At 69.7% G+C, this 20,121-nt stretch carries 17 protein-coding genes; 3 read left to right on the top strand and 14 right to left on the bottom strand.

Annotation, left to right across the window (positions count from 1 at the left end; all coding sequences use genetic code 11):
- From AOK17_RS15280 to AOK17_RS15260, 3 genes are all read right to left on the bottom strand, one after another.
- Window positions 1-310, bottom strand: a 310-nt coding sequence (locus tag AOK17_RS15280; protein ID WP_157881334.1) for a response regulator, incomplete at its 3' end; no start/stop codon positions are given.
- 541 nt (window positions 311-851) lie between these two features.
- Window positions 852-2,003 carry an amidohydrolase family protein gene (locus tag AOK17_RS15270; RefSeq protein WP_055612996.1) on the bottom strand — a complete coding sequence of 384 codons (1,152 nt, stop codon included), beginning with the start codon at window positions 2,001-2,003 and terminating at the stop codon, window positions 852-854.
- 899 nt (window positions 2,004-2,902) lie between these two features.
- Window positions 2,903-3,502, bottom strand: a complete 600-nt coding sequence (locus tag AOK17_RS15260) for a TetR/AcrR family transcriptional regulator (RefSeq protein ID WP_055612994.1) — start codon at window positions 3,500-3,502, stop codon at window positions 2,903-2,905.
- A 149-nt stretch (window positions 3,503-3,651) separates the two neighbouring features.
- On the opposite strand from AOK17_RS15260, the gene AOK17_RS15255 reads away from it, so the two are divergent.
- Both AOK17_RS15255 and AOK17_RS15250 read left to right on the top strand, forming a co-directional pair.
- Window positions 3,652-4,446 (top strand): alpha/beta fold hydrolase, encoded by a 795-nt coding sequence (locus tag AOK17_RS15255; protein ID WP_055612993.1) that lies wholly within the window; start codon window positions 3,652-3,654, stop codon window positions 4,444-4,446.
- Between the two features lie 178 nt (window positions 4,447-4,624).
- The gene (locus tag AOK17_RS15250; RefSeq protein ID WP_055612992.1) at window positions 4,625-4,996 is read left to right on the top strand and encodes an antibiotic biosynthesis monooxygenase family protein; all 372 of its coding nucleotides are present in this window, start codon (window positions 4,625-4,627) and stop codon (window positions 4,994-4,996) included.
- A 141-nt stretch (window positions 4,997-5,137) separates the two neighbouring features.
- On the opposite strand, the gene AOK17_RS15245 is transcribed toward AOK17_RS15250, so the two are convergent.
- From AOK17_RS15245 to AOK17_RS15220, 6 genes are read right to left on the bottom strand one after another with little or no spacing between them, the layout of a single operon-like run.
- Window positions 5,138-6,796 carry a (2,3-dihydroxybenzoyl)adenylate synthase gene (locus AOK17_RS15245; RefSeq protein WP_055612991.1) on the bottom strand — a complete coding sequence of 553 codons (1,659 nt, stop codon included), beginning with the start codon at window positions 6,794-6,796 and terminating at the stop codon, window positions 5,138-5,140.
- A complete protein-coding gene (locus AOK17_RS15240; RefSeq protein ID WP_055612990.1) occupies window positions 6,789-8,849 on the bottom strand; it encodes an acetate--CoA ligase family protein in 2,061 nt (686 codons plus the stop codon). The genes AOK17_RS15245 and AOK17_RS15240 overlap by 8 nt, the downstream gene beginning before the upstream one ends.
- Window positions 8,846-10,399 carry an FAD-dependent monooxygenase gene (locus AOK17_RS15235; RefSeq protein WP_055612989.1) on the bottom strand — a complete coding sequence of 518 codons (1,554 nt, stop codon included), beginning with the start codon at window positions 10,397-10,399 and terminating at the stop codon, window positions 8,846-8,848. Before AOK17_RS15235 ends, AOK17_RS15240 begins: the two co-directional genes overlap by 4 nt.
- Window positions 10,400-10,415: 16 nt before the next feature.
- The gene (locus AOK17_RS15230) at window positions 10,416-11,138 is read right to left on the bottom strand and encodes a maleylpyruvate isomerase family mycothiol-dependent enzyme (RefSeq protein ID WP_055612988.1); all 723 of its coding nucleotides are present in this window, start codon (window positions 11,136-11,138) and stop codon (window positions 10,416-10,418) included.
- Window positions 11,135-11,965: a fumarylacetoacetate hydrolase family protein gene (locus AOK17_RS15225; protein ID WP_055612987.1), complete on the bottom strand. Its 831-nt coding sequence runs from the start codon at window positions 11,963-11,965 to the stop codon at window positions 11,135-11,137. The genes AOK17_RS15230 and AOK17_RS15225 overlap by 4 nt, the downstream gene beginning before the upstream one ends.
- Window positions 11,962-13,038 (bottom strand): cupin domain-containing protein, encoded by a 1,077-nt coding sequence (locus tag AOK17_RS15220; RefSeq protein ID WP_055613004.1) that lies wholly within the window; start codon window positions 13,036-13,038, stop codon window positions 11,962-11,964. Before AOK17_RS15220 ends, AOK17_RS15225 begins: the two co-directional genes overlap by 4 nt.
- A 119-nt stretch (window positions 13,039-13,157) precedes the next feature.
- Between AOK17_RS15220 and AOK17_RS15215 the strand changes: the two genes are divergently transcribed.
- The gene (locus tag AOK17_RS15215; RefSeq protein ID WP_063997222.1) at window positions 13,158-13,940 is read left to right on the top strand and encodes an IclR family transcriptional regulator; all 783 of its coding nucleotides are present in this window, start codon (window positions 13,158-13,160) and stop codon (window positions 13,938-13,940) included.
- A 93-nt stretch (window positions 13,941-14,033) separates the two neighbouring features.
- Here AOK17_RS15215 and AOK17_RS15210 read toward each other — a convergent pair whose 3' ends face one another.
- The 5 genes from AOK17_RS15210 to AOK17_RS53955 form a co-directional block, all read right to left on the bottom strand.
- Window positions 14,034-15,524 (bottom strand): aldehyde dehydrogenase family protein, encoded by a 1,491-nt coding sequence (locus AOK17_RS15210; protein ID WP_107102400.1) that lies wholly within the window; start codon window positions 15,522-15,524, stop codon window positions 14,034-14,036.
- A gap of 85 nt (window positions 15,525-15,609) precedes the next feature.
- Window positions 15,610-16,530 (bottom strand): NADP-dependent oxidoreductase, encoded by a 921-nt coding sequence (locus AOK17_RS15205; protein WP_055612984.1) that lies wholly within the window; start codon window positions 16,528-16,530, stop codon window positions 15,610-15,612.
- A gap of 63 nt (window positions 16,531-16,593) precedes the next feature.
- Complete coding sequence (locus AOK17_RS15200) at window positions 16,594-17,787, bottom strand: amidohydrolase family protein (RefSeq protein ID WP_245697163.1); 1,194 nt, start codon at window positions 17,785-17,787, stop codon at window positions 16,594-16,596.
- Window positions 17,788-17,966: 179 nt separating this feature from the next.
- Complete coding sequence (locus AOK17_RS15195) at window positions 17,967-19,502, bottom strand: aldehyde dehydrogenase family protein (RefSeq protein ID WP_055612983.1); 1,536 nt, start codon at window positions 19,500-19,502, stop codon at window positions 17,967-17,969.
- Window positions 19,503-19,723: 221 nt separating this feature from the next.
- Window positions 19,724-20,092, bottom strand: a complete 369-nt coding sequence (locus AOK17_RS53955; RefSeq protein WP_055612982.1) for a transketolase-like TK C-terminal-containing protein — start codon at window positions 20,090-20,092, stop codon at window positions 19,724-19,726.
- Window positions 20,093-20,121 lie beyond the last annotated feature (29 nt).

Genomic DNA, 20,121 nt, shown 5'->3' with positions numbered 1-20,121 from the left:
GCTTGGTGACGTAGTCGTCGCTGCCGGTGGTGAAGCCGATCAGCCGGTCGACCTCCTCGTCCCGAGCAGTGAGCATGATGACCGGGATCTGGCTCGCCTCCCGGATGCGGCGCAGTACCTGAAATCCGTCCAGCCCCGGGAGCATCACATCGAGCACCACGAGGTCCGGCCGGTCACGGGTGACCGCCTGCAGGGCGGATGGTCCGTCCGCAGCTTCGACGACATGGAACCCGTCCGCCTCCAGGTAACCCCGCACGGTCATGCGGATCTTGGGTTCGTCATCGACGACCAGAACGCGCTGCGTACTCATCGTGCTCGCTTTCGCCCGAGGTGGGGAGGGAAGGGGAGGGCCGTCATGGCCGCGGGGTGACCGGCGGCGTGGAGGCGGAGGGCCTCGAATGTGACCAGCGTACGGTGGATGTCGTCGTCGGTAACGATCTCTCGGACTGCCTGGCCCTTCCGGCGCCGGGCCGCCGGGTCGTCGAGCAGTTCCCGCACGGACCCTCGTCACCGGTGCACGTTGTCGCCGCGCTCCACCTGGGCACCTCGGCTTGGTCCTCGCCTGGCTGCGTACCCCGGCAGCCGAGCCCACCGCCGCACCGGGCCCGCCACCGCAATGGGCCGAACGCCGAGGGCCGCGGTGATCTCACTGCGACAGGAGCGACGACCCGCCACGGTCGAAGCGGACCTGTGCAAACCTGCTTCCCCGTCCTGCGGGCCGCGTTCGACCGGCAGGCGACGTCGATTTCCCGTCGATGGCCCCTCCGTCGGCCGCGCTGACCTTTACACGGAGCACCGCCCGCGCCCCGTCGGCGGGGCAGCGGGCGGCGGGCTCGGCTCGCGGTCGCGGCTCAGCGCGAGCCGGCGCGGCGTATACGCGCCTTCAGCTTCGGGAACTGCTCGAGGGCGTTGGTCCGCTCCAGAGCGATCCGCTGGCGCCGACTGTAGATCTCGTCGACGGTCGGTTCGGGGTCGCCTGCCTTGAGATTCGGCAGGCTGCCCTTGAGGAAGGGCATCGTCTCGACGTTGTCGGCCGCGTAGAGGTGGCGGGTCGCGGGCCAGTCGCTGCCGAACATGATGTGGTCGTCGGGCACCAGCGACGCCAGCGGCTCCAACTGCGCGGCAGTGAACGCCTGTGCATTGTCGAAGAACATCCGCTTGATGTACTTGAGGGGTCCTTCCGGCAGCACCTCGTTGAACGGCGGGAAGGCCGAGTGCCGTGTCGCGAGCCGGAAGGCCAGGAACGGCAGTGCCCCGCCGCAGTGCGTGAAGTGCCAGCGGATGTTCGGGTAGTCCCGCAGAACACCGTTGTAGATCAGGCTCGTCATCGCACGGGTCGCGTCGAAGTTGTACTCGAAGACGTTGTTGCCGGCCGGGATGTCGGGGCCGAAGCAGAGCTTGGGAGCCGGGTTGTTCTCCGGACCCGTCGGGTGGACATAGACGTAGGCATGGCGGTCGTTGAGGACCTCGTACAGAGGCGCGAACGAAGGATCCCCCAGGTAGACGCCCTTGTAGTTGGTGAGCAGGCAGATGCCGTCGAGATCCAGTTCGCCGAGCGCTCGGTCCACCTCGGCCACCGAGCCGTCGATGTCGGGCATCGGGGTGACCGCGAAGATCCCGAACCGGTCGCCCCGGGTCTGCACGAGGTTGTGGGCGTAGTCGTTGACCGCGCGGGCGGTGGCGCGCCGGTCGTCGACCGGGCCGACGGTGACCTGGAGGTCGCCGAACGACAGGACGCTGGCCTGGATCCGGTACTGGTCCATGAAGGCAACGTGCCGCTCGACCGACCACGGACCGTACGCCCCGGTAATGGCGCCGAGGAGGCCGTAGCGCTGCAGGTAGTCGTTGTACACGTCGGGCGAGTAGTGCGCGTGGGTGTCGATACGCCAGTTGCCCTTCGGCAGCCCCGGACCGGACGATGCCGTCTCCGGACTGGCCATGGCAGCAGGCACCGTGGCCGCCGCCGCCGTGACGAGCGCCGCGGCCGATGCGCCTTCGATCATCCTTCGACGCGAGATGTTCCGTCGCAGGTTCATTTCAAGTTCCCCTCTTCATTCTGGGTGCGAGTCAGGTCGTATGTGCGTGCGTCACGGCGCCGTCGCCAGGCCGGGCAGGGCCCGCGCAGGACGCGATGGTCCCCGCCGTGATGAGGGCCGCCCTCTCCGCAGGCGGGTATGCGCGAGGTCCAGGCCGATACGGGAGCGCAAGCGGGTAGGCCGCTCCTCGGCCCGGCCAGTCGCCGCCAACAGGTCGATCCGACAGTCATGCGTGGGATCCCGATGGCGCCGACGTAGCCGCACCGGCCGGCAGGCGGCTGCGGAGCGGACCCGCGAGCAACGCCGCCGCCCTCACCCTGGTGAACAGGCCGGCGGTTCCGTCCCGCAGCGCGTCATCGCCGACCTCCTGCCCAGCGGAATCCACGTGCTTGGACGACCCCGGACGCAGGAGCGCGCCGATCACAGCGGAGCCGGACAGCGCGGTGTCAACCGCCGTCGTCAGGTGCCGCACGGCAGGGTGACCAACGCTGTCCACCGGCGGGATGAGGAGTGCGTGCATGACCGCCAGACAACAGCCGCCCCATAAAGCACGTACCGCTCGGCTCATGAAGCTTCCATGAAGCCAGGCGCCGGACTGACGCCCACTTCCCGAGGCGGTCTCCTGCTTCTTCCAGATTCAGGTGCCGCCCCGGCCGCCGTGCTGAGGAAGCTGACACGGAGGGCCAGGTGCTGCCACCTGACTCGTACGACGAACGCGAGACTGACTCGGACGGGTCCGTCAGGAGTGGTGGTCAGCTCTTGGGAGCCTCAACTCGACGGGGGCGACGACGGATTGACACGAGTCCGCTTTCGCTGCCTGAACGCGGTTGTTCCGGTTGGTCTCCGTCAAGACCCCTCGGTGACTACTACTGGAAGTCTCGCGGTGTGTCGGCGTGCTGGAGCGTGGTGAGCCACTGGGTGACGACGGCGTCGATGAAGGCGTCGGTGACCTGGCCGCGGTCGAGGAAGAGGCGGGCCAGGACGGGCCCGTAGAGCAGGGTGAACTCGTCCTCGCTGATCTGGATGCCCGAAGGCTCCAGCAGTTGGTTGAAGCCGGTGTAGCGGTCTTCGCTGATGCGGACGAGTGCCCGGGCGCTGTCGGGGTCGTGGTCGGCCTGAGCGGTGACGGCCAGTGCCGCGGTGCGTACGGCCGGGACGCTGACGCCGGCGCGCAGGCTTTTGAGCCAGGCGGTGGCCACGTCACGTACGTCGTTGCCCGGTTGGGGGTAGGTGCCGAGGTCTGGGCCTTCGAGGACGAGGTCGAAGAGGAGCGCGGCTCGCGTGGGCCAGTGCCGGTAGAGGGTCTGGCGGGTGACGTCGGCCCGCTCGGCGAGCAGGGCGTAGGTCAGCCCGGACGGGCCGACCTGGGGCAGCAGTTCTCGTGCGACGGCCAGCACGCGGTTGCGGGTGCGCTGCACGCGCGGGTTGCCCGGGGTCGGCTGACGGCGGTGGAGGGGCTGCTTCATGCCACCACCCTACCCACACATCATACATTGCGTGTGATTGAGGTCACAATCCAATCCGAATCATACGTTGCGTGTGATAGTTCTTGGAGCGTAATCACACGCACTGGATGATTAACTTGTCACGGTGCACCTTCGAAAGGTGAACAGCCATGTCATCTCGGAACCTGCCCGCACCCGCGTTCGCCCGCACCCGCCTCGGCTCCGGCCCCGGCCTGCTCCTCGCCCACGGCGCCGGCAGCAGCCTGGCCGGCACCTACGGCCCCGTCCTGGAAGCACTCGCCGCCCGCCACACCGTCGTCGGCATCGACTACCCCGGCAGCGGCGACACCCCCCGCTCCACCACCCCGCTGACCGTCGACGACCTCGCCGACCAGCTCATCGCCGCCGCCGACGCCGAAGGCCTCGACCGCTTCGCCATTTCCGGCTACTCCCTCGGCGGCCCCGTCGCCATCCGCACCGCCACCCGCCACCCCGAACGCGTCACCGCACTCGTCCTGACCGCCGCCTTCCCGCACCGCGACAACCGGCTCGCTCTCGCCTCCTCGGTCTGGAGCAAGATCGCCGCATCCGGCGATCGCGAACTGCTCGCCGAATTCCAGCTCATGATGGCTCTCGGCACCCAGGCGCTGGAATCCATGCCCGCCGAACAACTGCAGCAGACCCTCGGCTACGTCGCCGCCGGCGCGGCCGACGGCAGCTCCGAACAGACCGACCTCGTCGGCCGGCTCGACGTCCGGGACGACCTCGCCGGCATCACCGTCCCCACCCTGGTCGTCTCGACCACCGACGACCGGCTCGTCTCCACCGCTCTGCACCGCCAACTCGCCGAGACCATCCCCGGCGCCCAGCTCGCGGACATCGCCACAGGCCACCTGCCGATGCTGGAACGAACCAACGAATGGCTGCAGCTCACCACCGACTTCCTCGACAAGCACCACGCCTGACAACGCACCACGGGCGCGGCCACGCGACGAACAGCGGCGCAGCCCCTCCCCCGGACCGACGATTGATCGCGAGTCACTTACAAGCCCTAGTGATGGAATTGTCCGCCTCGCGGTCCCGAATCACTTGAATTCTGTGGGTTCGTAGACCCACTTCCCCTCTCGAGTTCATGGAGGAACCATGCTCAGCTTCGGCAATCTCGACGGGTCCACCCACTTCCGCGACCAGCAGAAGGAGAAGGCCGGCCCGGTCACCATCATCAACACGTTCGTCGCCCCGGAAGGTAAGGAGGACGAGGTTGTGGCCGCCTGGACGGACGACGCGGAGTACATGAAGAAGTCGGGGAGCCTTCTTTCGGTGCAGCTGTACCGGGGCATCGGCGGCAGCCGACTGTTCACCAACGTCGCGGTCTGGAAATCCACCGAGCACCTCCGTGCAGCGCTCGGCACGCCGGAGTTCGCCTCGCACCTGGAGCGCTACCCTGCCGGCACCGTCGCCTACCCGCACCTGTACCAGAAGTTCGCTGTCGAGGGCGTCTGCGAAGGGGAATGACGACCGCTCCCCGGTTCCGGGTCACACGTCGCCACGCACACGACGCGTGGCGACGTGTGACCCCTGGGCCGCCGGACGACCAGCGGAAGCGGCAGCATCACCGCAAAGTCGTCCGCCCGTCCTCCGCGGCGGCGAACACTGTCACACCGTCTCGACGGGGTTTGCCTTGCCACGGACGACTTCCCGCAGACGCTTCTTGTCGATCTTGCCCACCTTCGTCAGCGGAAGTTCGTCCAAGACCAGCAGGTCCTCGGGGAGTTTGTAGCGGGCCACCTGCATCGTGGTGAGGGCGACGCGGACCGATTCGAGGGTCAGGTCAGTGCCGGGTTCGAGGACCACCACCACGCACACCCGCTCGCCCAGGTCCGGGTCGGGCTTCGCGACGGCGGCGACGCGGGCGACACCAGGCAGGCAGTAGATGAGGTTCTCGACCTCTTCGGCGGATATCTTCTCGCCGCCTCGGTTGATGAGGTCCTTGTCTCGTCCTTCGACGACGAGGTTGCCCGAAGGGTGCAGCCGGACGATGTCGCCGGTGCGATACCAGCCGTCGGGGGTGAACGCACGGGCGTTGTGCTCGTCAGCCCGGTAGTAGCCGCGTGGGGTGTACGGGCCGCGGGTGAGGAGGGCGCCCATGCTTCCGGGGGGCACGGGATTGTCGGAGGCGTCGACGAGCAGGATTTCGTCGTCCGGGCACATGGGGCGCCCCTGGGTTTCGATCTTGATGTAGTCGGGGTCGTCGGGGCGCGTGTAGTTCAGCAGCCCCTCCGCCATGCCGAACACCTGCTGGAGCGTGCCGCCGAGCACCGGTTCGGCGCGGCGGGCCACCTCCGGGGCGAGGCGGGCGCCACCGACCTGCAGCAGTCGTAGCGCGGGTGGGGCGGCGTGGCGGCCGGAGGACACGGCGTCGATCCAGCGCTGGACGACGGCCGGCACAGCTGCGGTGGCCGTCACACCCTCGGCGGCCATCAGCGGCAGGACCTTGTCGGGGTCCGGGGTCCGGGCCAGCACCACACGGCCACCGTTCATGAGGGTGCCCAGAATCCCGGGGCAGGCCAGGGGAAAGTTGTGCCCGGCGGGCAAGGCCACCAAGTAGACGGTGTCCGAGTCGAGGCCGCACACCTCGGCGCTGCGCCGCGCGTTGTACTCGTAGTCGTCGTGAGTGCGGGTGATGAGCTTCGGCAGTCCGGTCGTACCGCCGGAGAGCAGGAAGACGGCGATGTCGCCGCTGTCCGGAGCGATGTCGTCGAGCCGGGCCTGTGCGGCGGCCGGGTCGTCGGCCGGGTCGGCCAGGGCGCGCAGATCCGTGGCATCGGTGTCGACCGTGCCACCCGCGACGAGCAGCAGCCGTACGCTCGGCGTGGCTTCGGCGACCTCCCGCCCCAGTGCCTGGTGATCGAAGTCGCCCAGCCTGTCCGGTACGGCGATCGAGGTGACCTCGGCATGGGCTGCCAGGTAGCGCAGTTCGTGGCCGCGGTGCGCGGGCATCGCCATCACGGGGGCGATGCCCGCTCGCAGACAGGCCAGGGTGAGTGTGACGAATTCCCAGCCGTTGGGCAGCTGGACGAGCATCGCGTCACCAGGGTGGAGGCCGGAGTCCAGGAGGCGGCACGCCAATCCGTCGGCGCGGTGGACGAGTTGACGGTAGGTCAGGCGGGTGTCGCCGTCCACGACGGCCACCGCGTCGCCATAGGTCTCGGCCCATTCGTGGAGGTACGAACCGAGCGGCCTGCCACGCCAGTACCCGGCCTCGCGGTAGCGGTCGGCCGCTTCCTTGGGCCAGGGGACGAATCCCTCACGCATCGTCGGATCCTCCTTGATCCCGGGGGTCACGCAGTAGCAGTACGGCGTCGAGCGCGACGACATCGCCGTCGGGCAGAACGCGCAGGGGGTTGATCTCGCACTCGGTTACGGCGTTGTCGGCGGCGAGGGAGGAGAGGGCGAGCAGCACGTGAGTGAGTCGCGCGCGGTCGACCGGGGTGGCGCCGCGCGCGCCGAGGAACATGTCGCGGGTGGCGAGTTCGTCGAGCATTGCGTGGGCCTCGTGTGTGGGCAGGGGCGCGAGGCGCAGGGAGATGTCGCCGAGGATTTCGGCGGCCGTTCCGCCGGCACCCAGCGCCAGGACGGGGCCGAAGACCGGGTCGCGGCGTACACCGACGATGAGTTCGGGGCCCGTGGGGGCCATCTGCTCGACCAGGAGTGCGGGGCTTGCGGGCATGCGGGCGAGCGCGTCGTCGAGCTCCTGGTGCGTGCGGATGCCGATCTGGACCCCGCCGACCTCCGTCTTGTGCAGGATCTCCGCGTCGAGGATCTTCACGACGACCGGTCCGCCGAGCTCATCGAGTGCCGCGTGCGCCGCGGCGGGGTCGGCGCACACCCGTCGTACGGGCGTACGGATGCCCAGGTCCGCGAGGACTCCCTTGGCGGTGTGCTCGTCGACAGGGCCGGACAGGAGCAGAGCGGGTGCACCCGGCGCGGTGACCACGGTGGCCTCCAAGCGGGCGCGGGCCGCCGCGTCCTCGACGAGCGCGCGGACCATGGCCGCTCCGGAGGCCGGTGTGGCCGCGCAAGGGATGCCGGCTTCGCCGAGTTGTCGTCGGGTCTGCCGCGCCTGTTCCGCGGGTCCGCCGACGACGGCGACGAGCGGGGTGGCCGTGCGGGCGGCGGCCAGCGCGGCCGAAAGGTCGACGGCCGTGGGTTCCAGCAGCCCGTAGACAGCGGTGACGTCGATGCCGGGATCCTCCGAGACCCGCTCCACGACCTGCGTGAGCGCGGGCGAGGGGCGGCCGGTGTCGACGGGATTGTTGAGGTAGGTGAGGGCGGGGAGCAGCTCGCGCAGCTCCTTCACCGTCCGTTCGACCAGTGGCGGAACCTGGATGCCGTGGGAGCGCAGGTCGTCGGTGAGCAGCAGGCCAGGTCCGGCCTGTGCGGTGACCAGGCCGATGCCTGGACGTGGGTTGGCCGGGAGCCGTACCCGGCTGAGGGCTGCGACGGCGTCGACGAGGCCGCGTTCGTCGTCCACGAGGACGGCTCCGGCCTGGCGCAGGGCCGTCCGTGTCACGCGCCAGGAGGTGGCCAGGGCGCCGGTGTGGGAGCGGGCGAAGTCGCCGATGTCGCTGCGGCCCACGACCAGGGCCACGACGGGGACATGACCGGTCAGGCGGCGCACGGCCTCGGTGAGGCGGCGGCCTTCCGCAGCGGTCTCCACATGCAGGGCGACGGCCCGTACGGCGTCGTCCTCGGCAAGGTGGCCCAGGACGTCGGCCTGGGTGACGTCCAGGCTGTTGCCCAGCCCGACCCCGAGGCGCAGACCGACGCCGGCCTCGGCCAGGGCGAAGGCCAACGCGTGATTCACGCCGCCGCTGGCGGCCACGACCGCCACCGGGCCCGGTTCCAGGTCGGCCACGCCCGGGACGAAGCTGGCCGTCAGTCGTCGGTGGGGGGCGAGGAAGCCTGAGGTGTTGGGCCCCAGGACACGGATGCCGGTGTCCCGCACCACCTCGGCCAACGCCTGTTGCAGCAGCGCACCGTCGCCGCCGGCTTCGGCGAAACCGCCGGCGCACACCAGGGCGGCACGAGCGCCGGCAGCCGCCGCGTCCCGGACGGCCCCGGCGGTGGCGGCGGCCGGGATGCAGGACACCACCAGGTCCGGTGCAATGCCATGGGCCTCGGCAGCCTCGGCGACGGTCGCGAAGAAGCCCTGGCCGGGATCCGGCCGGCCGGCGTTGACCTTCATCACCGGTCCGGGGAACGAGGCGAGGGAGTCGGTCATCGCAGAGCCGAGCTTTCCAGGTGTGGCCGACGCACCGAGCACGGCGATGGCACGGGGCGCGAACAGTGCATCGATGGCGGTCACTTGGTGCCTCCGACGAGGTCGGCCCGGCCGGACAGCAGGAGTGTGGTCGCGCTGTCGTCGTCGTACGCGCCGATGACCGCGGCGGGCAGGCCGTGAGTGAGTCGGGCCCCCTCCGCGACCAGTACCCGGGTCAGCGTCGTACCGCCGCGTATGCCGACGAGCGGGGCGCCCGCCTCTGCCGTCTCACGCACCTGGTCGAGGGCGAGCGGCACCCCCTCCTCGGTGTCCGGGGCGTCGATCCACACGCCCGCGCACGACGACTGACCGCTGAACGGGACCATCGGGATGTCAGTGCCGTCGGTTCCGGTCAGAAGGTCGTCGGCGGCTGTCACCCGGCGCGACGGAAGCCGGAACGGCCCTCCACGGAAGGGTGTCTCCAGGGGCACCGTCTCGTGGCGCTGTCGCCACCATCCGTCGACGCGGTCCACGTACGCCGCGTCGCGCACGGCTAGTTTGCCGCGCGGGATGCTGCGGGTGAGGAAGTGGAAGGCGAACTGCGTCGGATCGTCGAACGAGCGGACGTAGCGGCCGAAGTGCTCCCACCACGAGAGGCTGGGCCGCGCCGAGTTCTGGATCTTCTCGACCTTGGGGCGGCGGCGCGTCTCGTAGGTCTCGAGTGCCTCCGGCACGCTGTGCGGCGCCTCCCCCAGTGCCTCGGCCAGCGCGACCGCGTCCTCCATGGCCATCTTGGTGCCGGACCCGACGGAGAAGTGCGCGGTGTGCGCCGCGTCGCCGAGGAGCACCCACTTTCCCCGTCGCCATGAACGGGCCCTGCGGGTGGCGAAGTTGGCCCAGCGGGAGTTGTTGCCGACCAGTGTGTGCCCGTCGATCTGCTCGCGGAACAGGTCTTCCAGATAGCTCTTGGTCTTCTCGTCGCTCGTGCCCGGCGGGGTCGAGGGATCGAAGGCGTCGAGTCCGGCCCTGGCCCAGGAGTCGGCGTCGGTCTCGACGATGAAGGTGCTCAGCGAGTCGCTGATGGGATAGGCGTGGGCGGCGAAGACACCGTGGGGGCCGTCCTGGTGGACGAAGGTGAGCCCGTCGAACATGTACGGGGTGCCGAACCAGATGAACTTCGCGGTGGCCACCTCGGCGGTCGGTCCGAAGTCGTCGGCGAACAGGGTGCGGAGGCGACTGTTGGCGCCGTCGCACACGACGACCAGATCGAAGTCGTCCAGTTCGGCGGGGTCGCGGACCTCGTGCTGGAAGCGCGTCGACACGCCCTCGGCGCGAGCCCTCTCCTGCAACAGGCCGAGCAGCGTCTTGCGGGCCACGGCCGCCATGCCCATGCCTCCGACCCGCTCCCGTGCGCCGTGTACGCGGACCTCGATGTCGTCCCAGTGCCTGCCGTGCTTGTCCAACGCCTCACTCAGGACGGGGTCGGCGTTGTCGATGGCGTCGAGTGTGGCGTCGGAGAAGACCACTCCGAAGCCGAACGTGTCGTCGGGACGGTTGCGTTCGAAGACCACGACATCGGCGCCAGGCAGGCTCCGCTTCAGCAGTGTGGCGAAGAACAGTCCTCCGGGACCTGCGCCGATGCAGGCAACTTTCATCGTCTTTCCTTCGCTGTCACAACCACGCGGGCAGCTTCGGCAGGGATTCCCCGCCGGCGGGATGGAGGGGGCCGGGCACGGGGCGCCCGGTCGTGTAGGCGGCCAGGCTGGGAAGAGCACCGCTCACCACGACCGGCTCCGCGCCGCCGGGCACGCCCAGGAGCCAGCTGCGGGCGCCGTCCTGGGTCCGCAACTCGACGGGGGGACAGTCCGGGTGGGTCAGGAAGGCGGTGGCCACATCATCGACGAGCGCCGCACACACTTCGTGCGGGATGTCGTCGAAGGTGGTGATGTCCAGGTCGACGGTGTGGACCCATACTTCCCGCACCCGCATCCACGGCACCATCGTGGCCGGCACTTCGCGTCCCCGTGCCGTCCGCACGGTCGCACCCCAGCACTGGTCCGGCAGACCGGCGAGTTCCTCGGCCAGTCGTCCGTCGGCCGCGAGGAGGTCGGCGCGCAGGGCGCCGGCCGGTTGGCGGGCGCCGTCCTCGATCTCGTTCATGCGCTGGTCGGGACTTGTGTACATGGGCGTCTCGACACCCGTACGCGCCCAGATCAGCAGGTTGACGAGTGCGTCGGCGTTGCGGGCGACGTGGGCGACGACGTGGGCCCGGCTCCAGCCAGGCAGGTACGACGGCGTTGTGATGCCCGAGTCGGTCAGCCAGTGCACGGCGGCTTCGAAGGCCGCCGTGCCCTTGGCGACCCACTCCAGCATCGGCTCGGGGCGTGCACTCACCGGGTCTCCCGGCGGCAGGTGTTGCGGCACTCGCCGATGCCCTCGATCCGGGTGACGAGGCGCGTACCGTCCTGCAGATAGCGGGCGGGCTTGCGGGCATGGCCGACGCCGCCGGGAGTGCCGGTGGCGATCACATCGCCGGGCACCAGCGTGATGATCTCGGAGAGGTACGCGACCAGCGTCGCGGGGTCGAAGACGAGGTCGCCGGTGTCGGCCTTCTGGACCGTGTCGCCGTCGACCTCGCAGGTCAGGCTCAGGCCCTGGGCGGTGACCGCGGGGTCGTCGGCGGTCACCAGCCACGGCCCGATGGGGGTGGTGGCCTCGAAGGTCTTGCCCTGGTCCCACTGGGTGGTGCGGTACTGCCAGTCGCGGGCGGTGACGTCGTTGAGCACGGTGTACCCGGCGATCGCGGCCCGTGCCTGCTCCCGGTCGGCGTGCCGGACCTCGGCCCCGATGACGACGCCGAGTTCGGCCTCCCAGTCCACCTGCTCGGACGCGGCGGGCAGGGTCACGTCGTCGTACGCGCCGACCAGTGCCCGCGCGTACTTGTTGAACAGCGTCGGATGCGAGGGGAGTTCGCGCCCCATCTCCAGAATGTGGGTGCGGTAGTTGAGACCGACGCACACGACCTTCTCCGGAGCGACGACCACCGGGGCGTAGTCCAGGGCGCCTTCGTACGTCTCGCCGTCGGCGTTCGCGGCACGCGCGGTCCAGTCGCCGTGGCGCAGGAAGGCCACCAGGTCGGTCTCGCCCAGGTCCACTGCCTTGTTCTCGTCGACGCGGACGGCGCGCGTGGTGCCGTTGACCCGGATGGTGGCGAGCTTCACTTGTGTTCTCCTCGGGCGGTACGGGCGAGGCCCAGGGCCTCGTAGACGGGCTCGTCGCTGAACCGGAACAGGTCGACCTGGGTGCGGGCGGACAGCGAGACCTCGCACCAGGACGGGACGACGAACAGGTCGCCCTTGGCTATCTCGAAGACCTTGTCGCCGACATGGGCGACCGCCTCGCCGTCGAACACCTGCCAGACCGCGGAGCCGACCGTGCGCACCGGGACGGTCTGGGTGCCGGCCCGCAGGCGGCGCATCTCGGTGCGCATCGTGACCAGGGCGTCCTTGCCGGTGGTGGGGTTGGAAAAGCGCACTCCGGCGTGCCCGGGCTCCAGCACACCTGGTACGCCTTCGTTCTCCAGCTCCAGTTGTGCGGTCAGAGCGGCGTCGGTGTGCTCCCAGCGGTAGGCGCCCAGCGGGGAGTTGGGCTGGTCGAGCTGCCCGATCGGGCGCAGCCCGGGGTGGCCCCACAGTCGCTCGCCGCGCGAGCGCTCGGGGGTTTCACGGGTGGAGAGTTCGTCGGGTCCGAACTCGAAGAATCCCGCGTCCAGTTGGGAGACGAGCGGGATGTCGAGGCCGTCGAGCCAGGCCATCGGCTTGTCGGTGACGTTCTGGTGCTCGTGGAAGGCCCAGCTCGGCGTGAGCAGCAGGTCACCCCGCCGCATCGCCACCGCGTCCCCGTCGACGTTGGTCCACACACCCTCGCCCTCGACGACGAACCGAAAGGCTCCCTGGCTGTGGCGGTGCGAGGGGGCGACCTCGCGCGGGCCCAGGTACTGGATCGCGGTCCACAGGGTCGCAGTGGCGTAAGGGCGGCCCGGCAGGCCGGGGTTGGACAGGGCCATGGCGCGGCGCTCACCGCCACGCCCCACCGGTACGAGCTCTCCGGAGCGCTGTGCGATGGGCAGCAGCTCCGCCCACCGCCACAGGTGCGGGACCGCGGCGGGCTGCGGCGACATCGGCATGAGGTCGTCCACCTGGGTCCACAGCGGGATCAGGCCCGCGTCCTTGAAGTCCGCGTACAGCTCGTCGAGCAGCTTGTGCTCGGTCTGTTCACTGGTGGTGTCGGTCACGGAAACCTCCACGTCGTGTGTCTGGCGACCGCCAGAAGAAGCGCGCTTCATTCCGCGCTGTTCCTGACGCTACGCCGCCATTTCCCCTCACCGGAATCCTTGAAGGGTAGGATTCCTCTGTGGAGAATTCAGAGAATTCGGCGGACCGTTCGCCCAGCCCCTCGTATCCGGTGAGCGCCGCCGGCAACGCCCTGCGCGTCGTCCGGCTGCTGCACGAGCTCGACGAGCTTCGGGTGATGGACGTCGCGGACCGGCTGGGCGTCGCGCGTTCGACCGCTCACCGGATCCTCGCGATGCTCGTCTTCGAGGGATTCGCGGCGCAAGACCGCCACAAGGTGTACCGGCCCGGGCCGGCCCTGCAGGCGATCAGGGGAAGCCATGCGGCGCCTCCCCCGGACCTGATCACCATCGCGCAACCCCACCTGCGACGGCTGGCGGACGCCGTGGGTGAGACGACCCACCTGATGGTGCTCGAAGGCAACGGAGCCCGCTTCCTGGACGGCGTGGAGGGACCCCAGGCGCTGCGCGTCAGCTACCGCACCGGCACGCTGCTGCCCGCGCATGTGGCCTCGGGCGGCAAGGCCATACTCGCGGCCCTGCCGGCGGACCGGCTCCGGGCCCTCTACCCCAACGGACTCCCCGGGGGCCGGGCAAAAACTCCCAAGGACTTCGAGAGCCTGATGCATGAACTGGTGTCCGTGCGCCGCCACGGCTACGCCCTCAACCTGCAGGAGAGCGAGCGCGGGGTGCTCGCCGTCGGCGCCTGCGTGCGTGACCGCACGGGCAGCGCCGTAGCAGCCGTGGCCGTGGCGGCTCCGTCCGTCCGCTGCACCCGCGCACGGCTCACGGAACTGTCCCGACCACTGCTCGCGACCGTGCAGGACATCGGTCAGGGACTGTGAACGGCGGCGTGCGGCACCGTCGGCCCATGGGTGCCGTATTGGTCGCTGTACGCCGTACCTGCGAGGCGGTTACGCCGCCTCGCAGGCCGGGTTTCACTTGTCCGGTCCGGTCACCTCGAGGGACGGCGCCCAGCGCGGGATCTCGCCCCTGCCGGAGACCAGGCGGATGTTCTTGCTGTAGCCGTACTCGCGCAGGGTCTCCGCCGCGGTTTCGCGGCCGAAGCCGCTCGCACCGACACCGCCGAACGGCGCGCCCGTGAAGTTCCGGTTGTAGTTGTTCACGAATACGAACCCGGTGTGCAGGGCGCGGCTGACCCGCAGCGCGCGTTCGGAGTCCGGCGTGAACACCGCGGCGACCAGGCCGAAGTCGGTGCCGTTGGCGATCCTGACGGCCTCGTCCTCGTCGCGGAAGGGGATCATCGAGATGACCGGGCCGAAGATCTCCTCCTGCGCGATGCGCATGTCCGGGCGAACGCCGGTGAACAGCGTCGGCGCGACGTAGAAGCCGCCTGCCAGCTCCGGGTCGTCGGGGAGCGGCGCCTGCGCCGCGATCGTGGCACCCTCCTTGACGCCGATGTCGATGTAGTCCAGCACCCGCTTGCGCTGGGCGGCGGACACCATCGGTCCGATGTGCGTGCCGGGGTCGACGCCGTTGCCGACGCGCAGCCGCTTCACCGCGTTGCCGTAGCGGCGCGCGACGTCTTCGTAGATGTCGGTGTGCACCAGGACGCGGGATGCCGAGGTGCAGGCCTCACCCTGGTTGAAGAGGCCGCCCTCGATGGCCCACGGCAGCGCGAGGTCGAGGTCCGCGTCCTCGAAGATGATGAACGGGTCCTTGCCGCCGAGCTCCATCAGGGTCGGGGTCAGGTTGTCGGCCGCGGTCTTGATGACCGAGACGCCCGTGGTGGGCGACCCGGTGAACGAGATCTTGCCGACGAGCGGGTGGCCGGCGAGCCGCGATCCGATCGAGCCGGTGCCAGGAATGATGTGCACCACGTCGTCGGGCAGGACGGACTGGATGATCTCCACCATGCGCATGGCCGACAGCGGGGCCTGCTCCGGCGGCTTGATCACCACCGCGTTGCCCACGGCCAGCGCCGGGGCCAGCTTGCTGGCGGTGTGAATCGGCGGCCAGTTGAACGGCACGATCGCGCCGATGACGCCGTACGGTTCGAGCACCGTGATGTCCAGCAGGCTTCCGCCGTCGTTGACCTGGCCGGGCATGGAGTCGCACAGGCTCGCGAAGTATTCGAAGATCCCGATGGCCGCGTTCACGTCCATATTGCGCGCCTGGGTCAGGGGCTTGCCGTTGTCGCTGCACTCCAGGGCCGCGATCTCGTCGGCGTGCTCGCGCACCGCCTGCGCGATCTTCCGCAGCCAGCTGCCGCGCTCGCGGGCGGTGCGGGCCTTCCAGGAGAAGTGCGCGTCGTAGGCCGTCTGTACGGCCCGGTCGACTTCCTTGTCGCCGGCGCCCTGCACGACGGCCAGCGTCGCGCCAGTCGCGGGGTTGTCGACGGTGAACTGATCGGCGGCGTCCTCGGACGACCACCGGGTGCGGATCGCACCTTCGGGTGGTGACGACATTGCCATGGTCCTGCTCCGCTCAGGGGTTTGCTTCGGTGTGACGACTCGCTCGCCCATGCGGCGGCGACCGGTGTATGACGGCCTCTCAGGGCCTGAGAACGATCTTTCCGTTCGTGTGCCGACGTTCCAGTTCCCGGAAGGCGTCGCGGACTTCGTCGAGCGGGTAGACGCGGGCGATGGGGATTTCCAGCTCACCGTCGGCGATCAGCGTGGCAAGTTCCCGCAGTACGTCGGCGCTTGCCGCCGCCGCGCTGCCCTCGGCCTTGGTGCCGTGCTTCGCCGCGCCCGGGAAGTCGATGATCGTGTTGATCCGTTCACCGGGTACGCCGAGTTCCAGCGCCAGTTCGATGTACGGAGCGCCGAAGGTGTCGATGAAGGCGTCGATCGTGCCGTCGGCCGCGGCGCGGATGCGCTCGCCGACGCCCTCTCCGTAGTTCAGCGGGATCGCTCCGTGCCGGGTGAGCCATGCGTGGTGGGGCTCGCTCGCCAGACCGATGACGGTGGCCCCGGCGTGCCGCGCGAGTTGGACGACGAGAGAGCCCACCCCGCCGGCGGCCCCGGAGACGACGACGGTCTCGCCACGCCCGACCTTGACGGCGTGTACCGCCGCGTACGCCGTGGCACCGGCGACGAAGAGCGCGCCGGCCTGCTCCCAGGGGACCGCCGCCGGTCGGTGGATGAGCTGGGCCTCCTCCACGACCACGTACTCGGCGTGGCTGGCCCGGTCGTCGGTGAAGCCGATCACCTCGGCACCGACGGCGAATCCGGTGACTCCTCCGCCGAGTTCCTCGACGATCCCGGCAAGGTCGCTGCCCTGGCCCGACGGGAACGTCGCCGGAAACCTGTCGTGGAGGAACCCCTGCCGGATCACGGCCTCGCCCGGGTTGATCCCGGCGGCCACCACCTTGACGAGTACCTGGCGTTCACCGGGCTCGGGCCGTTCCACGTCGACCACGTTCAGTACGTCTCTGTCCCCGTACTCCGCGAATCGCACTGCTTTCGGCATCGTGGCTCCTCTGATCGCGCTGGGAGTGAAGAGAAGAGGGACTATGTGCGGGCTGTCGGTCGTTCACAGCCCCAGAAGGCGCTCGGCATTGCCGTGCGCGATGCGTGCGAGGTCGGCCGGCGCGTACGGCGCGGAACGCAGGAACCCCACCGCCTCGGCGCTGGACTCGAACGGGTAGTCGATGGAGAACAGCACCCGGTCGACGCCGACGGCATGAACGGCTCCCAGCAGCGCGGCATGGGACATGACTCCGCTGGTGGTGGCGTACACGTTGTTCCGCAGGTAGTACGAGGGCACGTGCTGCACCCTCTTCTCAACCGGAACTTGGGCGGGGTAGCGGCTGTCGAGCCGGGCCATCTGGAACGGCAGCAGCTCGCCCATGTGCCCCAACGTCACCGAGGCGCCCGGGAACTCGTCGAACACGCCGCCGTAGATCAGCCGGAGCGCATGGGCACCCACCGTCGCGGTCCAGCCCCAGGACGGCCCGACCAGCACGGGATAGCCGTCGAAGACACGCCAGTTGTCGGCCGGAATGACAGCCGGATGCAGATACAGCGTCACGCCGAGGCGCTCCAGCTCGGCCCATACGGGCCTGAACTGCGGCTCGTCCAGGTAGTGCCCCCGTACATGGTCGTTGTACAGCACACCCTTGAGCCCGAGTTTCTTCACCGCCCGACGCAGCTCCACGACCGCGGCCTTCGGGTCCTGCAGCGGAAGCACCGCGAAGCCCGCGAACCGGTTCGGATGACTGGCGACCGCCTTGGCCAGATAGTCGTTGACCCGCCGCGCCACGGCCACCGCCTCCGCCGGATCCTCGATCACTTCCAGGCCCGGCGTGGAGTACGAGAGGACCTGCATGTCGACGCCGTTGGCGTCCATGTCCTCCAGCCGCAGCTCGGTCACGTCGTCCAGGCGCCGGAACCACTCCCGCTTGGTCTCTTCCGTTGCCTCCAAGCGCTGGCGGATCGCTGCCTCCTGCCGGATGGCTCCGGGAATGGAGAACGCCTCTTCCACGGCCACGATGCGCATCTTCTTCTCCTTCTTGGCGTTCCGGTCGTCCTTCGAGCCGCCGACCGCCGTGGCGGCACGGCTGCCGGGCACCGCCTCGGCGGCGAGCGCGGGTTGTCCCGCGGCCAGACCGCCGACCACGGCGGCTCCTCCGGCAGCGGCGGTCGCGGCGATGAATCTTCGCCGGGTGGCCGCGGTCGGGGGCTCGGCGGGCGGAGTCACGGCTTGGACGGGACGTTCGTTGGACATGTCCGCTCTCCCTCATTGGTGGCGCGGTGATTGTCGGGACGTGCCGATCGCTGTCGCGCTCCGCGAAGGTGCGCGTCGTTTCCCCGGAGTGGTCCGATGGCCCGCCGAGCCGGTCAATGACCGGTCGCGACGCGGTGGATGCCGAACCGTTCGCCTCCGCCCGTCAGTTGGCGAGCTGGTCAGTCAGTCTTCTCGGCGCTCTCGGCCAGGATCCTGTTGCGCACGCCGGCGAGGGCTCCCGCCATCGCGCCCGCGGGCCTGCCGAAGGTGGTGGCCGAGAACTGGGCGGGGCCGGTCTTGGCGGTGAAGGAGTGCGGGTAGGCGAACTCCCGGAGTCCTTCCTCGCCCTGCTTGCGCCCGTAACCGCTGTCGCCGCGACCGCCGAAGGGCACCGCGGGGTTGATGGAGAAGACCAGGGCGTCGTTGATGCTGGTCATTCCGACGCGGAGCCGGCGGGCGATGTCCTCGCCGCGGTCGCGGCTGAAGACGGCGCTGCCCAGTCCGTAGCGGCCGCCGTTGACGTGGGCGATGGCCTCCTCGGTGTCGGTGACCTTGACGACGGCGAGTGTGGGCCCGAACGTCTCCTCGGTCACCGCCAGGGCGTCGAGGCTCACGCCGACGAGGACGGTGGGGGTGACATAGCGCTCCCCCACTGCGTCGAGGCCGCCGACAGTGGCTGTCGCGCCGCGGTCGAGAGCGTCCCGGATGTGCTCCCGGATGATCGGGATCTGGGTGGGCAGGGGAACAGGGCCAATCTCCGCGGCGTCGTCGCTGCCGGCGCGTACCTGCTTGGCAAGGTCGCTGATCTTCTCGACGAACGCGTCGTGCACCGACTCGACGACGTAGGCCACTTCGAGGCTGATGCAGCCGTGTCCGGTGTTCTGCATGGCGCCCCAGACGATGTGCCTGGCCGCTTCGTCCAGGTCGGCGTCCTCGGCCACGATGACACCGTCCTTTCCGCCGAGTTCCAGCAGAACGGGGGTCAGGGTCTGCGCGCACTGGGCGGCCACGGTCTTGCCGGTGGCGACGCTGCCGGTGAACGCGAGCTTGTTCAGGCCGGACTCGATGAGTGCCTGGCCCGTGGCCCCGAACCCGTTGAGGCACTGGAGGACGTCCGGGAAGTCGGGAACCGCGCGCTGCCAGGTCCGGACGAGCCACTCCCCGATGCCGGGCGTGATCTGGCTGGGCTTGAGGATGGCGGCGTTTCCGGCCGCGATCGCCTCGATGAGGATGGCCCCCGGCGTGAGCAGGGGGAAGTTCCACGGGCCGATGACACCGACGACACCGTAGGGCTGATATTCGACCCACGCACGCTGGTTGGGCACGGTGCGGCTCCCGGGGACCTCCCGGCGTCCCAGCACGCGCTCGGCGTTCTCGACGGCGTACTGCACGTGCTCCAGAATCCCGAGCACCTCCACACGGGCTTCGTCCAGAGGCTTGCCGTTCTCGGCGTGGATGAGAGCGACTCCCTCCTCGCCGCTGATGGCCATCTCCCGCCGCCACGCGCGCAGTTGCTCGGCACGGCCCTCGAATCCCAGGTCCCACCAGGGCCCGGAGGCCGAGCGGGCGGCAGCGACGGCCACGGCCGCCTCCTCCTTGCCGGCCACGGGATACCGGGCGAACTCCGCCCCGGTGGCCTGATCGACGGTGACCACCTCGCTCCCGTCCTGTCCGATGACTCCGTCACGCGTGATGGTTGGAGTGTTGTTGGTCACGGGTCTCTCCCACTTTCTTACGACCGCCTGCGCCCGAGCATCACCCCGAGGGTGGTGGGCAGATGGCGGACGCCGTGTTCGGCGCGATGAAGGGCCGCCGTGTGACAGCGGGCGCGCCGACGTAAATGACTTGAGCGATGGCCCGAGGGCCTTGGCAAGTACTAGGTTATCAACCTGCTGACTAGTGTCAAGCGTTTGATAACTAGTAAGACGCTTGGCATTCACTTGGTCAGGTCGAGAGCGGCACGGACGATGCTGTCCGCATCGAGCCCGTGATGTCGGTAGACGTCCTCCAGTGATCCGGACTGCCCGAACCGCGTCACGCCGAGGGAGGAAACAGGCACACAGTTGACGGTGGCCTGGAAGGCCAGGGTGTGCGGATGGCCGTCGAGGACCGTGACCAGAGGTGTGGCGCGCTCGGCCCGGAAGACCTGGTCCAGCACCCAGGACTCGGCCTGCTCGTGGCCCTGCCTGGCACGCACCGCCCGGTACAGGAGATCGGGACTGGTGACACACACCACCTCCGCCGGGACCCCGACCTGCGCCAGACGCTCAGCGGCCGCCAGCGCCTCCGGCACCACCGCGCCCATCGCGGCGATGGTGACCTTGGCACCGTCGG

It is taken from the genome of Streptomyces phaeochromogenes, assembly GCF_001418655.1.
GTDB classification, from domain to species: Bacteria; Actinomycetota; Actinomycetes; order Streptomycetales; family Streptomycetaceae; genus Streptomyces; species Streptomyces phaeochromogenes.
Note: the sequence above shows the minus strand (reverse complement) of the source record. Positions and strands in the feature narration are given on the sequence as shown.